14 protein-coding genes and 2 pseudogenes are annotated in these 16,702 nt (G+C 60.7%); 11 read left to right on the plus strand and 5 right to left on the minus strand.

Going from position 1 to position 16,702, the window contains the following annotated elements:
• Window positions 1-2: 2 nt before the first annotated feature.
• A pseudogene (locus ACSU1L_RS10715) lies at window positions 3-1,031 on the minus strand (IS110 family transposase); the annotation flags it as partial.
• A 427-nt stretch (window positions 1,032-1,458) separates the two neighbouring features.
• Between ACSU1L_RS10715 and ACSU1L_RS10720 the strand changes: the two are divergent.
• Entirely contained in the window at window positions 1,459-2,835 is a 1,377-nt protein-coding gene (locus ACSU1L_RS10720; protein WP_439255772.1) for an IS30 family transposase, read from the plus strand.
• On the opposite strand, the gene ACSU1L_RS10725 is transcribed toward ACSU1L_RS10720, so the two are convergent.
• The 4 genes from ACSU1L_RS10725 to ACSU1L_RS10740 all read right to left on the minus strand — a co-directional run bounded on the left by ACSU1L_RS10725 (window position 2,794) and on the right by ACSU1L_RS10740 (window position 5,118).
• Window positions 2,794-3,168, minus strand: coding sequence for an IS3 family transposase (locus ACSU1L_RS10725; protein WP_439255773.1), 375 nt, complete (start codon window positions 3,166-3,168; stop codon window positions 2,794-2,796). The genes ACSU1L_RS10720 and ACSU1L_RS10725 overlap by 42 nt on opposite strands.
• A gap of 137 nt (window positions 3,169-3,305) precedes the next feature.
• The gene (locus ACSU1L_RS10730; RefSeq protein WP_439255774.1) at window positions 3,306-3,617 is read right to left on the minus strand and encodes a transposase; all 312 of its coding nucleotides are present in this window, start codon (window positions 3,615-3,617) and stop codon (window positions 3,306-3,308) included.
• Window positions 3,618-3,685: 68 nt separating this feature from the next.
• On the minus strand, window positions 3,686-4,957 hold the full coding sequence (locus ACSU1L_RS10735) for an NAD(P)/FAD-dependent oxidoreductase (RefSeq protein WP_439255775.1): 1,272 nt from the start codon (window positions 4,955-4,957) through the stop codon (window positions 3,686-3,688).
• Entirely contained in the window at window positions 4,921-5,118 is a 198-nt protein-coding gene (locus ACSU1L_RS10740; protein ID WP_439255776.1) for a ferredoxin, read from the minus strand. The genes ACSU1L_RS10735 and ACSU1L_RS10740 overlap by 37 nt, the downstream gene beginning before the upstream one ends.
• A gap of 303 nt (window positions 5,119-5,421) precedes the next feature.
• On the opposite strand from ACSU1L_RS10740, the gene ACSU1L_RS10745 reads away from it, so the two are divergent.
• From ACSU1L_RS10745 to ACSU1L_RS10790, 10 genes and pseudogenes are all read left to right on the plus strand, one after another.
• A complete protein-coding gene (locus ACSU1L_RS10745) occupies window positions 5,422-6,504 on the plus strand; it encodes a cytochrome P450 (RefSeq protein ID WP_439255777.1) in 1,083 nt (360 codons plus the stop codon).
• A 15-nt stretch (window positions 6,505-6,519) separates the two neighbouring features.
• Window positions 6,520-7,059: a VOC family protein gene (locus tag ACSU1L_RS10750; RefSeq protein WP_439255778.1), complete on the plus strand. Its 540-nt coding sequence runs from the start codon at window positions 6,520-6,522 to the stop codon at window positions 7,057-7,059.
• A gap of 84 nt (window positions 7,060-7,143) precedes the next feature.
• A complete protein-coding gene (locus ACSU1L_RS10755) occupies window positions 7,144-8,112 on the plus strand; it encodes a cupin domain-containing protein (RefSeq protein ID WP_439255779.1) in 969 nt (322 codons plus the stop codon).
• A gap of 264 nt (window positions 8,113-8,376) precedes the next feature.
• Window positions 8,377-8,565 (plus strand): annotated as a pseudogene (locus ACSU1L_RS10760) (hypothetical protein); the annotation flags it as partial.
• A 473-nt stretch (window positions 8,566-9,038) separates the two neighbouring features.
• Window positions 9,039-10,811, plus strand: coding sequence for an ABC transporter permease (locus ACSU1L_RS10765; protein WP_439255780.1), 1,773 nt, complete (start codon window positions 9,039-9,041; stop codon window positions 10,809-10,811).
• A 3-nt stretch (window positions 10,812-10,814) separates the two neighbouring features.
• Entirely contained in the window at window positions 10,815-11,903 is a 1,089-nt protein-coding gene (locus ACSU1L_RS10770) for an ABC transporter ATP-binding protein (RefSeq protein ID WP_439255781.1), read from the plus strand.
• Between the two features lie 80 nt (window positions 11,904-11,983).
• Window positions 11,984-13,063: an ABC transporter substrate-binding protein gene (locus ACSU1L_RS10775; RefSeq protein WP_439255782.1), complete on the plus strand. Its 1,080-nt coding sequence runs from the start codon at window positions 11,984-11,986 to the stop codon at window positions 13,061-13,063.
• A 63-nt stretch (window positions 13,064-13,126) separates the two neighbouring features.
• Entirely contained in the window at window positions 13,127-14,395 is a 1,269-nt protein-coding gene (locus ACSU1L_RS10780) for an acyl-CoA dehydrogenase family protein (protein ID WP_439255852.1), read from the plus strand.
• Complete coding sequence (locus ACSU1L_RS10785; RefSeq protein WP_439255783.1) at window positions 14,392-15,489, plus strand: acyl-CoA dehydrogenase family protein; 1,098 nt, start codon at window positions 14,392-14,394, stop codon at window positions 15,487-15,489. The genes ACSU1L_RS10780 and ACSU1L_RS10785 overlap by 4 nt, the downstream gene beginning before the upstream one ends.
• A gap of 20 nt (window positions 15,490-15,509) precedes the next feature.
• Entirely contained in the window at window positions 15,510-16,544 is a 1,035-nt protein-coding gene (locus ACSU1L_RS10790; RefSeq protein WP_439255853.1) for a CoA transferase, read from the plus strand.
• The last annotated feature ends 158 nt before the right edge of the window (window positions 16,545-16,702 follow it).

Raw genomic sequence — 16,702 nt, forward strand, 5'->3', positions numbered from 1 at the left:
TGTCAAGCTGCTATTTGGAGGGTTGGTCGGGCTTCGCGGATGGGACGCATTGCGGCCCAGAGTTCGCGGGCGAGAAGTCGTTTCAGGCAGCGAATGATCTCGGACTTTGTCTTGCCTTCGGTGGTGCGGCGGGCGACGTAGGCCTTGGTCGGTTCATGATGCTGCATGCGGACGATAACGACGCGGTAAAGAGCCGCGTTCGCTTGCCGATGGCCGCCGCGATTGAGTCGGGGGCGCGTCGTCATTCCTGAGGACGCCGGGATCGGGGCGACTCCGCAGAGTCTGGCGAACGCGGCTTCCGAGTGGATTCGTTCAGGGTTGTCGCCAACGACGATAAGCATTTCGGCGGCGGTATCGGGTCCGACCGCGAAGGCCTTCGCAAGGTCGGGAGCGATTTGCGCGGTCAGCTCGGCGAGGATTTTCTCGTGTTCGGCGATCTCAACGTTGAGGGTCTCCCATCGTCTTGCAATCGATCGCAGCGTGTGTTTCGTGGACGCGATGATCGTTGTTACCATCCCCGGACGAAGTGCCGCGCATCGGTGGATGAGTGCCATCTTCGAGAGAGGTTGCAGTTCCTGACGTAGGTCGTCGGGAGCGTTCACGATGACTTGCTTGAGGCTGATCATCGCGGAGGTCCGCGCCTTGACGGCAACGTCCTTGGCAACCTTGATCTGGCGAATCATCTCCACGACCCCGTCTGCCGATTTCGGGACCGCCGTAGCCAGGCCCGCCAGGACTGCCCTGGCCGCGTTCTCGGCGTCGATGGTGTCAGACTTTCCTCTCAGGCGTCGGTCACGTCGGTCCGTTCGCATCACCTCGAGCGCGCCGACCCCGCGTCGCCTGACCGCGCCGGCCAAGCCCGCACCATACGAGCCCGTGCCTTCGATTCCGAGGGTGAGTTTTCCACCGAAGGAATCAGCCCAGTCGATCAGCTGGCCGTGGCCGCCGGAATCGGCGGCGAACGATCGACTGTCCAGAACCGCGCCGAGTTCGTCGATCGCGACGGCGACATGGACATATTTGTGGGTATCGACGCCGACGACGACTCGACGGTAAGGGGGGACTTACTGCATGCTCATAGTGCTCGCTCCAACCAGCTTAGGAAAGGGTGAGTGACGCTGGCCGGTCGGGTGGACGGGACTGTGATGGGACTGTTGCGATCAGGCTCCTATGAGGTCACGCCCGCCCGGTCAGCACCACGAGGGTGATGCGCCTCCTGACGGACGACAGATCAACAGCAAGGACACCCAGACTTCGAGGTCAGTCGTCAGCAAGAGTCAGGCCGCCAGGAGGTACTTGACACTCTCACAATCATACGCGTCGCCCACCGATCCGATCGAGGCGACCAGGCCCTCCAGCGCGACGGTGTCGGTGAATCGGATCGATGTGTATTGATTGGGCTCAACCGGTGGAAGCAACACTTGATCGGAGGGTGTTGTGGGACGACCATCGGATTGGATGAGGGAAGTGACCGGGCGGGCATCGATGCGCTCGCCTGGACACCCGGGTCATCCGCGTGCCAGGGAGCGGGAGTTCTGGGCGAAGATCAGCACGGGGTTACTCCCGACCGAGGCTGGCGTCGCGCTCGGCGTGGCTCCCGTCGTCGGGTCGCGATGGTTCCGACAATCAGGAGGTATGTCACCGTATTCGTGGCCGGCGCCGTCGGGTCGGTATCTGTCGTTGGCTGAACGCGAGGAGATCGCGATCCTGAAGGCGACGGGGACCGGGGTGCGGGCGATTGCCAAGGCACTGGGGCGTAACCCCTCGACGATCTCTCGAGAGTTGCGTCGTAACGCGGCGACGCGAGGCGGGACGTTGGACTACCGGGCGTCCGTCGCGCAGTGGAAGGCCGAACTGTTTGCCAGAAGACCGAAGGTCGCGAAGCTGGCCGCGGACTCTCGACTGCGCAAGTACGTGCAGGAGCGCCTCTCCGGTCAGATCCGCCGCCCGGACGGTTGCGTTGCCCCGGGCCCGCAACCGCCAAGATGGACGGGGCAGAACAAGCCTCACCGGAAGGACCGGGGCTGGGTGCTGGGGTGGAGCCCCGAGCAGATCGCGAACCGGATCAAGCTCGACTTCCCCGATGATGACAGCATGCGGATCAGTCACGAGGCCATCTACCAGGCGCTGTTCATCCAGAGCCGTGGGGCGCTCAAGCGCGAGCTCATCCTGTGTCTTCGCAGCGGGAGAGCACTCCGCATGCCCCGAGCGCGGTCGAAACGGGTGCCGTGGGCTCACGTGACCGCGGATGTCCTCATCAGCGAGCGGCCCGCGGATGCTGAAGACCGCGCCATCCCCGGCCACCACGAAGGGGACCTCATCATCGGCATCAACAGGTCCGCGATCGGCACCGTCATCGAACGGACGACCGGGTTCACCACGCTGGTCCATCTGCCGCGAGAAGATGGCTGGCGGGAGCAGCCGATCGTCAAGAATGGCCCGCCGCTGTCCGGCTATGGTGCGCTCTCGATGAACCGCGCACTTGCCAAAGCAATGAGCACTCTGCCAGATGAACTCAAGCGCTCCCTGACCTGGGACCGAGGGAAGGAGATGTCAGCGCACGCACAGTTCACGATTGACACCGGCTTGAAGGTCTACTTCGCCGACCCGCACAGCCCCTGGCAGCGCGGCACGAACGAAAACACGAATGGACTGCTCCGGCAGTACTTCCCGAAAGGCACCGACCTCTCACGCTGGTCCGAGGACGACCTCGCCGCCGTCGCCCACGCTCTCAACACCCGGCCCCGCAAACGCCTCGGATGGCGCACCCCGGCAGAGGCGCTCAACGAGCACCTACACTTGTTGCAAACAAGCGGTGTTGCGACGACCAGTTGAATCCGCCCCGGACCAGGGCGGCACATAGGTGAAATCCGTCACCCAGGCATGATTCGGATAGGGCGAGCTGAAGTCCCGGTTGAGGAGATCCCCGGCACGGCGGCCGTCCTTGCCCGGAATGGTGGTGCGAGTGCGGCGGCCACGCACGAGCCCATTCATGCGCTCTTGACGCATGAGGCGGTCCACCGTGTGCTTACTGATCCCGGTGAAGCCCTTCCGACCCAACCACGCCGTCATCTTACGCCGACCATAGAGGACTTCGGGTTTCTGTCGTCCTTTCTTATCCCGTGCACGCAGGCCACGAAGGACACCCACAATGGCGGCATCATCCATCGTGCGCGCCGCAGGGGCGCGGCGCTTCCACGCACGATACGACCGTGAAGAGACCTGCACACCCTGCTCACGCAGAACAGCGCAGACCGACTCGACTCCGTGGCAGTCAGCTCTCATCTCATCGATGAACTGGCAGATCAGCGATGGCGAGGGTCGAGTTCCCTCGCGAAGAAAATTGAGGCTGCACGCAGGATCTCGTTCGCCTCTTTGAGGTCCCGGACCTCACGCTTGAGAGCCTTGACCTCGTCGAGCTCCGCACTCGACGCACCCGGCTTATCTCCGGCATCGGTCTGAGCCTGGAGCACCCACCGGCGCAACGACTCAGCACCCACATTCAGCTTCGGCGCGAGCGCTCTCGCAGCCTTGGACACCGAATCGTACTCACCGAGCCTGTCGAGCGTCATCCGCACCGCACGCTCACGAACTTCGAGAGGATATTGCTTGGGCATAACCGAATCCTTTCACCAGAAAGAACGCGGCATGAAACCCGGGACGGTTCAGTCTTCCCAGATGCAACTCAGTTGATGGCCTGTCTCAGCTCCGACAGTGCTCGGTCCCAATTCGCAGGGAACTTCATGTGACGACGAACCGTGAGCATCTGTCGAGGACAAGCCCATCCGGCGATTCCCGTTAGTCGACCACTGGAACCGTAAGCCACCAGTGCTCGATCGCGAGAAGGATCACTCCAGATGACCTCGATTTCGTCAGCGCCAGAGCACTCGCCGACCGCCTGAATTCGGATGCCATGCTGATCTGACCAGAAATACCCTTGCCGCTCGAAAGGTGCTGGCTGTCCCAGGATGCGCCTGGCAACAAAGCGACCCTGATCTATTGCATGGGTCTTATCTTCCGCTCGAGTACGGATTCCGTCGCGATCAACCCAGGATGCGACGTCTCCCGCGGCATACACTTGAGGCGCCGCCTCATTCCATTGGTTGCCGTCCACGCCGTTTGAAAGGCCAAGCCCGCTCGACTGCAGCCACTCTACGTTTGGGGTTGATCCCACGGCCAGAACCACAAGAGCCACATCGAAGGTCTCACCAGAGGTAAGTGTCACGCTCGTGACGAGATCATTTTCGATCACCATCTTGTCGACCTGGGCGCCGAGCCGGAGATCAACGCCCATCCCCTCGTGCAACCCGACGAGCCGTTCCCCGATCCATGGGCCGAACTGGCGAGCGGATGGCAAAGTGGTCGGGTCGACCATAAGTGTCTCAACGCCGATCGCACGCGCACTGGCGGCGATCTCACAGCCCAGGACACCTGCACCAATTATGAGCGCCGTGCCGCTTGACTCCGCTACGTCTGCGAGTGCGGTATGGAGCGCGTCAGCGTGCTCGACGTTACGAAGTGTATGTACATTCGCGGCCGTCGAGAGTTGCGGTAACGATCGGGGCTTAACCCCCGTTGTGATGACGAGGGAGTCAAAGTCCACCTGAAGACCCGAGGCGAGACCGACCGAGCGGTGGTCGATGTCGAGACTGACAGCACGGGTACCTAAATGGAGCTCGGCATCCAACGAAGCGATGACCTCCGGCGGACGCAACGCCAACGCGGACCGCAGGGGACCATCAACAAGGCCGATCTTCGACAAGGGAGGACGATCATACGGAAGATCGTGCTCGTCGCCGATGATCTTCAACGACCCCGAAAAACCCTCTGCACGAAGCGTCTCGGCCACGGCGAGGCCGGCGGCCGAGAATCCAACGATGACGACGGTAGACGGTTGGTTGCGGTTATCCACGTCGCCGACTACGAAGTCTTTAGCGCGATCGCGGCTGCCGGACAAAGCACGATCGCTTCGTCGATGTTGATCTCGCTGCCAGGGCGGACTACGTCGTCAAGTAGAACGACAAGACCGTCGTCATCGCTGAGGTCGAAATAGTCCGGCGCGGCTACCACGCACTGCCCACCACCCACGCATTTTTCGCGAGCAACGACGATTTTCATGTAGAACCCACTTCCTGCGTGCAGCTGATCACGAGATTGACTACAGCCCGACTCGCAGTTAGCATAGCATGTGTGTGACGCACACACAAAAATGCGTCTCCAGAAGGGGTAGTAATGTCTGATCTTCAAGAGACAACCGGGCCCACGTGGCCCGGTAATGCCGTGTACCCGGTCGAACGTCCGGACCCTCTCAAAATTCAACCCGAGTTCTTGAAGCTCTTAGAGGGTCCTCCGGTTACGCAAGGGCGCTGCCCGGCTGGATGGGACACGCATGTCGTCTCGCATCACGCTGAGGTCCGCGAGATGCTGCTCGATCATAACCGGCTAAGCAACGATCTTGCTCCTTCCGCACATTTCTCAGCATTAAGCCGCGCCCGTAGCGAGAGCGGTCCAGCCGATGAGAATCCTGGTTTCTTTGGCCGGTTGGACGGGCCCAAGCACGTCGAAGTGCGGAAGCTCATCGCCGCCGACCTGGGCCCGAGCCGACTCAATCGCATACGAGAGGACATTCAGGACCTCGTTGACGACTTGCTCGATGACTTCGCCGGGCGTGGCGGGCCTATTGATTTTCAGACCGAGCTCGCAGCGGTAGTTTCTTCTCGGTCGATCAGTATGCTGCTCGGTATTGGTGAGGAGGATCGTGTCGACTTCGCACGGTTTGTACACGCTATCGACAGCGATGACACAGTCGAAAACCGATTGGCTGCCGAGGCCGGACTGATCGAGGTTCTGCGTGGCACGATTCGAGCGAAGCGCAATGGTAACGACAATGACCTGTTGACGCGACTGACCACAAAAGATGATGCATCATCTGAACCGCTTGGGGATGCTCAACTCGGTATCCTCGCCCGATTACTGTTTAATGCCGGACACCTTACGACCACGCGTGCCCTAGGCATGAGTTTACTCATGTTGCTCGAGCATCCTGAGCAATACGAACTGCTCAGAAATGACCCGGGCCTGATGCCGAGCGCCATCGAGGAACTTTTTCGATGGATCAGCCCTGTCCAATTCGGTCTGCCGCGGACAGTACGGGAAACTCACGAGATCGGCGGCCAGACCGTCCTTGAGGGCGAAGTCGTGGTGGCATCCCTTGCTCCCGCGAATTTTGACCGAACCGTTTTTGAGAACCCAGAGGTATTTGACGTCACGCGTCCGCGAAAAGACAATCCCCACGTTTCATTTGGGTATGGTCCTCATCAATGCATTGGACAGCACTTGGCTCGCCTGGAGCTCACAGTTACGCTCGAAACAGTTCTTCGGCGGATCCCGACGCTCAAGACAGTCGAGCCCCTCGAGACGAGCAAATTCCATTTCAACAACTTCATCTACGGCGCTTCGCGCATCATGCTCAGCTGGGACGCAATCGAGCCACGACATGCGTGAATCTTGGAGGCTATTGTGAATCGACTTTCTCGTGGGAAGGGCGAATTAGCGCAGCTCATCACTGGTTCCGGCTTTTACAAGCTCGGTTATGTTGCGCGTGATCGGGAGGCGGCGATTCGCACGCTCAGCGACCAGCTTGGGTACCAGTCCTGGAAACGATTTGATCCTTCGATTCAGGTCCGGGTCCCAGACGGATCTGTGCAGTCAGCCCGCTTGCACTGTGCCTTCTCCATGGGGCTCCCTACCGTCGTGGAGGTCATGGAACCAATTGACGGTGCGATTGAAATTTTTGAGGCGGCGCTCAGGCCCGTGGGGAGTGAAGGACTAGCGTTTCACCACGTAGGTGTTCTCGTCGACGACTTCGAAGCGGCGACAGCAACCCTCGCGGGACACGGGATTCTACCGGCGTGGACAATGCACGCCCATGCGTCGATGAAGGTCTCTTACTCCTGGGTCAGCAGTTTGGGTCACTATCTTGAGCTGGTCCAGTACGACGATGATGGGGCTGCACTTCAGCGAGATGTGCGTTCGCCGACTAATGGCCAGAATTTCTGAGTGAATCGTGCGTTGCTTCGAGCGTGATGGCATGGCACTTTACAACAACTCGTTTTGTGAAAATTGATTGTGAGGAAAGAGTCTATGAGTAATACTGCGCATACCAAGGATGCTTCGCTGTTTACAGGTAGAAACCTAAACGAAGTGAATGACGTTGCTCGTGATCTGTCGATGATGGCTGGCTGGGACAAAGACGAGCCATCGCTGTGGCCGTATCCGAAAACAAACTTCCGGGCGCACGCATGGTCCTACCTGGTAGCGCATGAGGGGCTCAACGTCGCAGGAGGATTAATTACGGCTGAACAAGCTGAACGGCGAAACTTTTTCCTCGTTAACCCGCACGAAGGCAGCAATTATGCAACAGTGCGGTCACTCGTGTGCGCATATCAGATGATTTTGCCTGGCGAACGGGCACGTACACATCGACACACACCGAATGCCGGTCGTTTTGTGCTCGACGTCGACGATGATACCTACACTGTTGTAGATGGGGTTCGCATTGACATGAAGCCTGGCGATGTTTTGCTCACACCTGGGTGGAGCTGGCATGGCCATGGTAACGAGGGTAATAAGCCCGGGTATTGGTTCGACTTCCTCGATGTGCCTTTGGTGCATCTACTTGAGCCGATGTTCCTGGAATGGGCAGATGGGCTCCAGGAAATTGAGTCAACTACGAGAGAGTCCCCATTCGTTATTTCTTGGGACGAGTCGATGGCCGGGCTCGACGCGACGGCCGAGAACAATGGACGCCATCGCTTCGTGCTTCCAACTCCATCATTGCCGACGATGTCATTGACGATGGAAGCACTAAAGGTGGGCAAAGCTACACCGCCGCATAAGACGACAGCGAGCAAGCTGTGTCTATGCGCTAGCGGAAGCGGCCGCACAACTGTCGACGGACGGGTTCTCGAATGGTCGCGCGGAGATGTGGTGGCGATTCCTTCGTGGAGTGAGTACGTGCATGAAGCATCGTCTGTAGACACCGTTCTGTTCGAGGTGTCCGATGAGCCCGTAATGGAGCGGTTGGGGTTCCTGCGGCAGGACTCTGCTTAGTACTGTGTCGTCCAATGAGTGTGCATCGCCTCGCTCATTGGACGACACTGCGCCAGTAGCATGAGGGAAATCTGTTGCCTCATGTCAAGATGTCCGATTGGTTTGGTTCGTTGACTGCCACGCGACGCTCGGCCGCCCAGGAGACACGATCTGCCCCCGATACGCCCGGACCTGCTTCTGCCTGTCCCACACGCTCATCCGATACTCCGATTCGCCGGTGTTGCGACGACCGGTTGAATACGACGAGCAACTCTGGGGCTTTCGATGAGCGCCATCACCGTTGTTATCGCTGCGATCAGTCCGGAGCGTGGAGAGCATCGCCGGCGTCAGAAGGAACTCATGGATCAGTTGAAGGCGTTCGGAGCGATGGATGAGATCTTCGCGAAGATCGATGCCGGCGAGTCGCTTACCGACGAGCAGGGGCTGCTGGGCGGGATTCTGAAGGCCGCGTTACTGGAGTCTGCGACAGTCGTTATCGAGAATCGCCGCCTCAAGGTTTGTGTTCGACGACGGCGCACGTGGCGCAGAAGCCGACCAACTCACTCAGCATGGCTATCACAGTCGTTCGTATCTGACGCGGCCAGAGTTTGAGAGTTCCCGCTACTGACTGATGTCAAGTGTGACCCAACCGGACAGCACGGGAGTCTCATGAGACGGCTACCCCTGCGACGGGCGCCCACCGAGTTCGAGAAGTCAGTCTTTGCTGCCACAGGCGACGTCCACCCTGAGCCAACGGCGCCGATTGACAGAATGCCATCGCGCATCTAATCTGTGGACTACACACATTCTTTTGTGGGGAGCAACGTGTACCTAACGCAAATGAGCGACGACGTAGCCACATGCGACGGTCATCAAAGATTCCGTTCTGCGCTGAACCGCAGCCCTCGGGGCTTAGAAGGCTCGTGCATGATGGAGGTCTCAGGCGCATGAGGAAATTGCTGTGGCGCACCCGGCCCCTGACGGTGATTCTTGCTATTGCCTGTTCTTTTCTCTTCGTTGCGCCGATCGTTGCTGTCATCGCCACAGCATTCCGCTCCGACGGAGAGTGGACGGGTGCGGTCGTCGAGGAAATCTACACGGCGCGCGCGACCTATGTGGCTCTGGGTAACTCGATTCTCTATGCCTTAGTTTGCGCTGCGGTAGCTACCGTAATCGGCGGAATTCTGGCATGGCTGGCGACGCGCACGAACTCGCCATTTCGCCGTGCGCTTACGCCGACAATGCTCCTGTTGATTCTTGTACCGTCGGTTTACTACACGCTTGCCTGGGGCTTGCTTGGCCATCCACGCATCGGCTCGATCCACGCCTTTTTTAACGCAATGTGGGGGATCGACGCACCCGGGCTGGATATCTACAGCATCCCCGGGTTCTATTTCGTCACGATCCTCAGACTGCTTCCGCTCGTGTACTTTCTGCTCCTAGGTCCGGTGTCCGCTATGGACTCTGCTCAGGAGGAGGCCGCCACCATGGCGGGAGCGCGACGGATGCGGATTCTGTTACAGGTGAACGCGGGCGCTCTCCGGCCTTCGCTCCTTGGCACATTCCTCCTTTCCATGGTGTTGACCTTGGAGTTCTTGGAAATACCCCTTATCCTTGCTGCTCCTATGCGGCACGAGGTGACTGCCACCTATATATACAATTTCCTCACCGACGACAGCGGCGAGAACCATCCGCCGGCCGCAGCCGTTGCCCTTGCGCTCATCGGTCTGGTGGCTGTGTTGCTCCTCTTGAAGGAGGCAGCAACGCGGGGGCGTGAGTACGTCACCGTCGGTGGGCGGAGCCGCGCCGCAACTCGTGTGGACCTCGGTCGGTCCCGGTGGATTGGGGGGATCCTTATCGCCCTTTTCGTGGCGGTCGCTGTCGTCTTGCCGCTGGGCCAGTTGGTGGTCGCATCGGCGCAGCCCTTCTTCGGTGTGTACGGGGCGCCGTCCTTGGAGAACTACGAGGCGCTCCTCGCCGATCGAGTCGCAATCGCAGCGGTGCAAAACACTTTGATCGTCGCAGTAGTTGGCGGCTTTGTCGCGATGGCTTTGGCCGTGTCGATAGGTATCGTCGCACGCAACAACCGGGGTCCGCTCGCGAGATACGTCTCCTGGACGACGTGGCTGCCGTGGGCGGTTCCAGGCACTGCTCTCGTTGTCGGAATGCTCGCGACATACCTTGCCTTCCCGCCGACTCGTGCCTTCTACGGATCCATCGCGTTCATGTTCATCGGGCTGGTCGTCGCGGTGACCCCTGTTGCGGTTCGTGCTGCGGAAGGTGCGATCACCCAGGTGAGTGCCGAACTGCAGGAAGCTGCGTGGGTCGCCGGTGCACCGCCTGCCCGCGCGGCGCTGCGAATAACGATTCCGATCATCGCCCGGAGCTTCATGGGTGGTTGGTTGCTCGCGGGCGTGGTGATCGCCGGCAATCTCACAATTCCGCTACTCATGGGCTCGCCTACCGAGCCGATGGTGGCTTCCTACGCCTACCAGGCGTACCTGCGGGGGGCCGCGCCCGAGGCAGCAGCGCTGTTCGTCTCCCTGGCAGTTGCTTTGACCGCTGCCTATCTGCTGTTGGTGCTCATCAGCGCAGGCCTTAAACGTCGGCGCCCGCGCCCGCCTCGAACTGGCGGCATTCCCTCCCCCGCGCCTGCGATCGCTGCGAACCAGCTCGGAGAGCTATCCGAAGTGTCGGCGCTTGAACGGAAAGGTTCTTGACCTATGTCAACTATCACCATTGAGAACCTCCACAAGAGCTTCGGCGGGGTTGGAGTGATCAGAGATCTATCCGTCTCCATCGAGCACGGGGAGTTCGTAACTCTGCTGGGTCCCAGCGGGTGCGGGAAGACGACCACTCTGCGATGTCTCGCCGGGCTGGAAGTGCCTGACGCCGGCAAGATCACTGTCGACGGTCGCACATTGGCGCACCCGGAACAGGGGGTTCTCGTCCCGCCTCACGACCGTTCCATTGGCATGGTGTTTCAGAACTACGCACTTTGGCCCCATATGACAGTAGGACAGAATGTCGCATACCCTATGCGGCTCCGCGGAGTTTCGAGAACTGAGATCCGTTCACGAATTCACGAGCTCCTGACGAAAGTCGAGCTCTCCGGGCTCGAGGACCGTTACGTCCACCAACTCAGCGGCGGTCAACAGCAACGCGTGGCCCTGGCGCGCGCACTAGCCCACGGGTCCACCCTCGTTCTCTATGACGAGCCGCTGTCCAACCTTGACGCGAAACTCCGAGACAGCATGAGGCGGGAGCTTCGCGGCCTTCACGAAGAGCTCGGAGCTACATCAATCTTCGTCACCCACGACCAGGAGGAAGCGCTTACGCTGTCCGACCGAATCATTGTGATGGACAAGGGAAGGATCGAGCAGGTCGGTACGCCGGAGGACGTTTACCTCAGGCCGGCGACCGCCACAGTGGCGGACTTTATGGGCTTCGAGAACATCTTGACGGGTACCGCATCCGTCGACGACGATGGCTGGCTCGTTCGCATCGACAATTCCAGCCTCACGCTGCGTGTCGAAGAAGCCACGCCGGGGCCGGTCACTGTAGCGTTCCGATCCGCAGGGGTTCGCGTCGGGGATCAGGTTCGCCGCGGAGATGGAAATGAGCTGACCGGCCAGGTCCTCGGATCCTTTTATCTTGGTCGACGTGTGGAGATCGACCTAGATGTGGGCGGAGTGCGCGTTTTGGCCGCCGTCTCGGCACTCGGCCGAGACGGCGTAAGGCCCAAAAGAGGGGACAGGCTCCAGGTCCAGATTGATGCGGAGCACCTCGCCGTTTTCCCGAACACTCGGTGAAGACAAAATATGTTCTTGACAAAATATGTCTCTGGCATAGTGTGAATACAGCACACATCGCTGACACATTGGAGTGCAGAATGCGAATTAAGCGGTTCCCCGTCGTCCTCATTACTTTGGCTCTTGTAGCGACCGCGACTGGATGTGCATCATCGAGTCAGGGTCCCGAAGGCTCGGCAAGCGAGGGCGCTCACGCGACCCGGCCTGCTGAACTCGACGCGTTATACGACGAAGTGGTCGAGTCGGGCGAGAACGTCGTTACGGTTTACGCCTCTGGGGCTGACATGCTCGCTCCCGTCTCGGAGAAGTTCACGGATGCCTACGGGATCCGCGTAGATCTGGTTCAGATGGGGCCGTCGGATGTTGGCGTCAGGCTCGAGCAGGAAGCATCCACCGGGCAGTGCGTCGCTGACCTAAACTTCGCGCCACCGTCATCCGCAACAGTGCAGCCGGGAGTTTACGAGACCCTGTACGCGAGCAGGACGACTCCTGTCAACGTCGACAGCTACGTGGATGGGTTGTTCGACGAGTACCCGGAGCTCGCTCCGGTGTACCTCGAGCCGCTGGGGATCGCGTATAACACGACGCTCGTCGACGAGCCGCCGCAGACGTGGGACGACGTCCTCACCGGTGACTTCGCGGGTGGGGTTGGCACTCAGGACTTGACCGCGCCGTCAGCAACGAGTCTGCTCGTCACGCTCGCAATGGGGGCTGGCGCCGTCGACAAGGCGTGGCTTGAGCAGTTCCTCAGCGAGACGGACACGTCACTGTATGCACGAATCTCTGACCTCCATACGGCGGTGGTGAACGGTTCGTCGGCCGTCGCGCTAGGGGACAAGCTGTCGAGCGTGCTTGAGAGTAGCGCGAAGGGAGCTCCGATTGACATGGTGCTCACGATCGACGGCGTGGCTTACCTGACCCCTGTCGCGGCGGTCACGACAAAGTGCGCGCCGTCACCCGCGGCTGCCGAGCTGTTTGTCAACTACCTCTTGACGACCGACGGTCAACAGGAACTCGCTGGCTTGGGAATGCTCCCAGTTATCGAGGGCGTAGAGGGCGTAGATCCTTCGTGGCCCACGTGGAACGAGGCAGCACCATACCCGAGCTCGCTGAACTACGATTCCCTGACGTCGCTCGCCGCGGAGATCCTGGACCGCTAGTGGGTGACGAGGCTTCTGTCGCGCATCAGGCGCAGGTGTCGACCACAGGGTCACACCACTTTGATGGCAGATCGGGTCCTAACGACCACCGGATCTGCCCGATACGAAAGGAACACGTGCATGGGTACTCGTGAGGAGCAGCTCAGTCCGGAAGAGTTCGGCATCGCCGCAAGACGCTGGCTCTCGGAACGTCTTGGAGGGCAACCGGACACGGGCGATTTGGATGCCATTCAGGTGGCTCGTTCGTTCCAGGCGGACTTATACGACGCAGGATTCGCTGGCATTACCTTCCCCGCCGAGTGGGGTGGACAGGGGCTCTCGGCCGCTTACCAGCAGGCGTTCGATGAGGAGGCGGCGCACTACGAGCTGCCAAACTTCGTGTTCTTGGTAGGCCTGGCCATGTGTGGGCCGACCCTAGTGGACCTGGGTACTGCGACGCAGAAGCGACGCTATCTCCGCAGCCTCTTGCGAGGTGAAGAGATCTGGTCGCAACTGTTCTCGGAGCCTTCAGCGGGCTCGGATGTCGCCGGCCTCCGTACTCGAGCGGTCCGCGATGGAGACGACTGGATAGTGCAGGGACAGAAGGTATGGACGTCTCGAGCGCAGTACGCACGCTTTGGTGCTCTTCTCGCCCGTACCGACCCTTCCGTCCCGAAGCACCAGGGGCTGACCATGTTCATCCTTGACATGCACGCGCCCGGCGTCACGGTTCGGCCGCTTACGGTGATGTCCGGACGTTCGCCGTTTAACGAAGTGTTTTTGGATGAGGTCCGCGTGCCGGGCGACGCGGTGCTCGGTGCCGTAGGCGACGGTTGGACGTCAGCTCTCACGATGCTCGATCATGAGCGACGGTCTGTGGGATCACCGAGCTATGGCGGCGATACGAGGCTGAGCTTTAATAGCCTGAAGCTCTTCGCCGAGAGCATGGGGGCCGCCGGTGAGGCTTCGGTGCGCAGGAGCCTTACCGAGTTGTTTGCCACCGAAAGAGCCGTATCACTTCTCACTGCACGGTTGCGCGAAGAAAAGCGAGAAGGCCAGGACCTCGGCGCGCGAAGCTCTGTCGCGAAGCTTACGGGGGCACTACTGCTGCGGCAAGCGACAGCCGCGTTCACGGAGATGGCCGGTCCGAGTGACCTGGCGTGGAGCGCCGACGATGAGAGGCACGTAGCTATCGACTCGGCGATCAAAGCGGCGCCGTCCGTCGGCATCGCCGGCGGCACGAACGAGATCCAACGGAACATCATAGGCGAACGCATCTTAGGGCTGCCACGCGAGCCGTCCGTGGAGAGAGGCAAATCGTTCGCCGAAACGCAAGGGAGCGGCGAAGAGTGAAACTTACATTAACGGACGAACAGCGGGAGCTGCGGCACACGGTCCGACAAATTCTCGCTCCGTACTCAGACTCCAGAGCTCTACGTTCAGCGGCAGCGTCACCCGACGGGTTCGATCGGACCTTGTGGGAGAGCCTTGCGAGCGCGGGACTTGTAGGAATCTCGATTCCAGAGGAGTTGGGTGGATCCGGGGGCTCCACGATCGAACGATCGATCGTCCTCGAGGAGCTGGGGCGGTCGATGGTGCCGCATCCATATATTTCCACCGCCGTCATGGCGACGGATGTGTTGGCTTCCTCTTCGGATCCGGAGATCTCGCGCAAATTCTTGCCGAGTATCGCCGATGGGTCACTCCTCGCGAGCGTTGCAGTCAGCGAGGGGCGCCAGCCGTGGCCGACGACGGGCGGTGAGACGGCGGCGACACGGCACGGTTCGGAATGGACGTTGACGGGGTCGAAGGATGCTGTGATCCACGCCGACACAGCTGACCTTCTTCTGGTATGGGCATCAACGGACGACGGCCCTGCGTGGTTCGTTGTAGAGACAGATGCTCCGGGAGTCGAATTGTCCGCGTTGAAGTCTATCGACACGACGCGACGTTTTTCTCGGGCGACGTTCGCGAGCGTGTCCGCTCAATTGGTAGACGGAGCTCAACTCGCCCCCGCCCGTGACCTCGCGACCATCGCTCTCGCCGCGGAACAAGTTGGAGGACTTGCACGTATCCTCGAGATGACAGTCGACTACGCAAAGTTGCGAGTTCAATTCGGTCGACCGATCGGCTCGTTTCAAGCGGTAAAGCATGGCCTGGCAGATGTACACTCCAGCCTGGAACTGGCCGTGTCGGTTCTACGATTCGCGGTATGGGTTTCCGCCCATAAGCATGAAGAATTGCCTCTCGCCGCGGCGTTGGCGGGAGCGTACGTGCCGGGGGCCTTTTTTGCGGGAGCCCAGGCGGGAATCCAATTTCACGGAGGGATAGGTTTCACGCTGGAGCATGACGCACACTTGTATTACTCACGCGCGAAGGCAGGTGAGATGCTCTTCGGCGGCGCAGGAACCCGGATGCTGGCTCTAACGGGTCAGGTGCTTCAGTGAACGCGGAACCACTCGACGGCGTGCGTGTGTTGGAGTTTCCAGCGATGGGTCCGGCGCCCGAAGCTACTCGAATACTCGCCGGACTAGGCGCCTCCGTCACATCGATTCTTCGTCCAGGGCCCCCGGACCTGAACGATCCGGGGGCGCACTCGCGGCACGTCTATACTCGGCTGGACTTGCGTTCCGTCGAAGGCATCAGGGCCGCGGGCGAGCTCATCTCGACACACGACGTCGTCATCGAGGGGTTTCGCCCGGGAGTGATGGAGCGGCTGGGGCTGGGGCCCGCGGCTGTACTGGGCGACGGGGCGCCCAGGGTGTTCGCACGACTCTCTGGGTGGGGTCGCAAAGGAGGCCAGGCTGAGACGGCCGGGCACGACGTCAACTATCTTGCGCTCACGGGAACGCTAGGGGCGATGCAAGATCCGCTTTCGGCGCCCGTGGTGCCTTTGAACGTCGTCGCAGATGGGGGAGCAGCCACGCTACTCGCCGTGGGAGTATTGGCAGCGCTGTACGCCACGCGGGGCGACCGTAGGCCCCGACTGGTGGACACCAGCATTGTGGATGGCGCTTTGCAAGCGTCCGCGCTGATCTGGCGGCTCCGGGGTGCTGGGGCATGGGCTCCGACGCCGCGCTCCAACGAATTGGATGGTGGGGCCCCGTACTACAACTTGTACGAGTGTCTCGACGGTCGACAGATGGCAGTCGGCGCGCTGGAACCCAAGTTCTACTCCCAGTTGCTGGCTGTATTGCAGCTCAATCCTGATGATCTGCCAGACAGGGACGACCGATCACAGTGGCCGGCGTTGAGAGAGGCATTGGCCACGCGCATCCGAACGCGCACACAGGCCGAGTGGGGTCAGCTCTCGCGAGGAACCGATGCGTGTTTCACTCCCGTACTCGACTTCGACGAGGCCGCGAGCGATGCGCAATTGACCGATAACGACTGCTTCGTAGGAGCAGGGGGGAGCGAAACTCCTCGTGGAGTGCCCTCGGTGCGTGTATGGCACCCAAGTCAGCGTAATGACGAGGCGGCTGACGCGAGCATGCGGGGGTAAGCGGGCACGGTGTCGCCGTCCGGGAAGGCTCGGGCGATTAGCTTGCCGGCGGTGGCGGGACAGGGCAGGGCCCGTGCGGGTGAGGATGCGTCAGATCACGACGATGAGCGACTCGGCGGCGCTCGAAAACTGGGCTGTAGTGGTGAAAGTGCTCAGAA

The organism is Microbacterium sp. A94 (assembly GCF_051842855.1).
Classification (GTDB): Bacteria; Actinomycetota; Actinomycetes; order Actinomycetales; family Microbacteriaceae; genus Microbacterium.

Excerpts from the sequence above, each read along its gene's own strand:
- ACSU1L_RS10720 (WP_439255772.1), top strand. The coding sequence starts at position 1,459 with ATGAGGGAAGTGACCGGGCGGGCATCGATGCGCTCGCCTGGACACCCG.
- ACSU1L_RS10725 (WP_439255773.1), bottom strand. The coding sequence starts at position 3,168 with ATGGATGATGCCGCCATTGTGGGTGTCCTTCGTGGCCTGCGTGCACGG.
- ACSU1L_RS10730 (WP_439255774.1), bottom strand. The coding sequence starts at position 3,617 with ATGCCCAAGCAATATCCTCTCGAAGTTCGTGAGCGTGCGGTGCGGATG.
- ACSU1L_RS10740 (WP_439255776.1), bottom strand. The coding sequence starts at position 5,118 with ATGAAAATCGTCGTTGCTCGCGAAAAATGCGTGGGTGGTGGGCAGTGC.
- ACSU1L_RS10745 (WP_439255777.1), top strand. The coding sequence starts at position 5,422 with ATGCTGCTCGATCATAACCGGCTAAGCAACGATCTTGCTCCTTCCGCA.
- ACSU1L_RS10755 (WP_439255779.1), top strand. The coding sequence starts at position 7,144 with ATGAGTAATACTGCGCATACCAAGGATGCTTCGCTGTTTACAGGTAGA.
- ACSU1L_RS10765 (WP_439255780.1), top strand. The coding sequence starts at position 9,039 with ATGAGGAAATTGCTGTGGCGCACCCGGCCCCTGACGGTGATTCTTGCT.
- ACSU1L_RS10770 (WP_439255781.1), top strand. The coding sequence starts at position 10,815 with ATGTCAACTATCACCATTGAGAACCTCCACAAGAGCTTCGGCGGGGTT.
- ACSU1L_RS10775 (WP_439255782.1), top strand. The coding sequence starts at position 11,984 with ATGCGAATTAAGCGGTTCCCCGTCGTCCTCATTACTTTGGCTCTTGTA.
- ACSU1L_RS10780 (WP_439255852.1), top strand. The coding sequence starts at position 13,127 with ATGGCAGATCGGGTCCTAACGACCACCGGATCTGCCCGATACGAAAGG.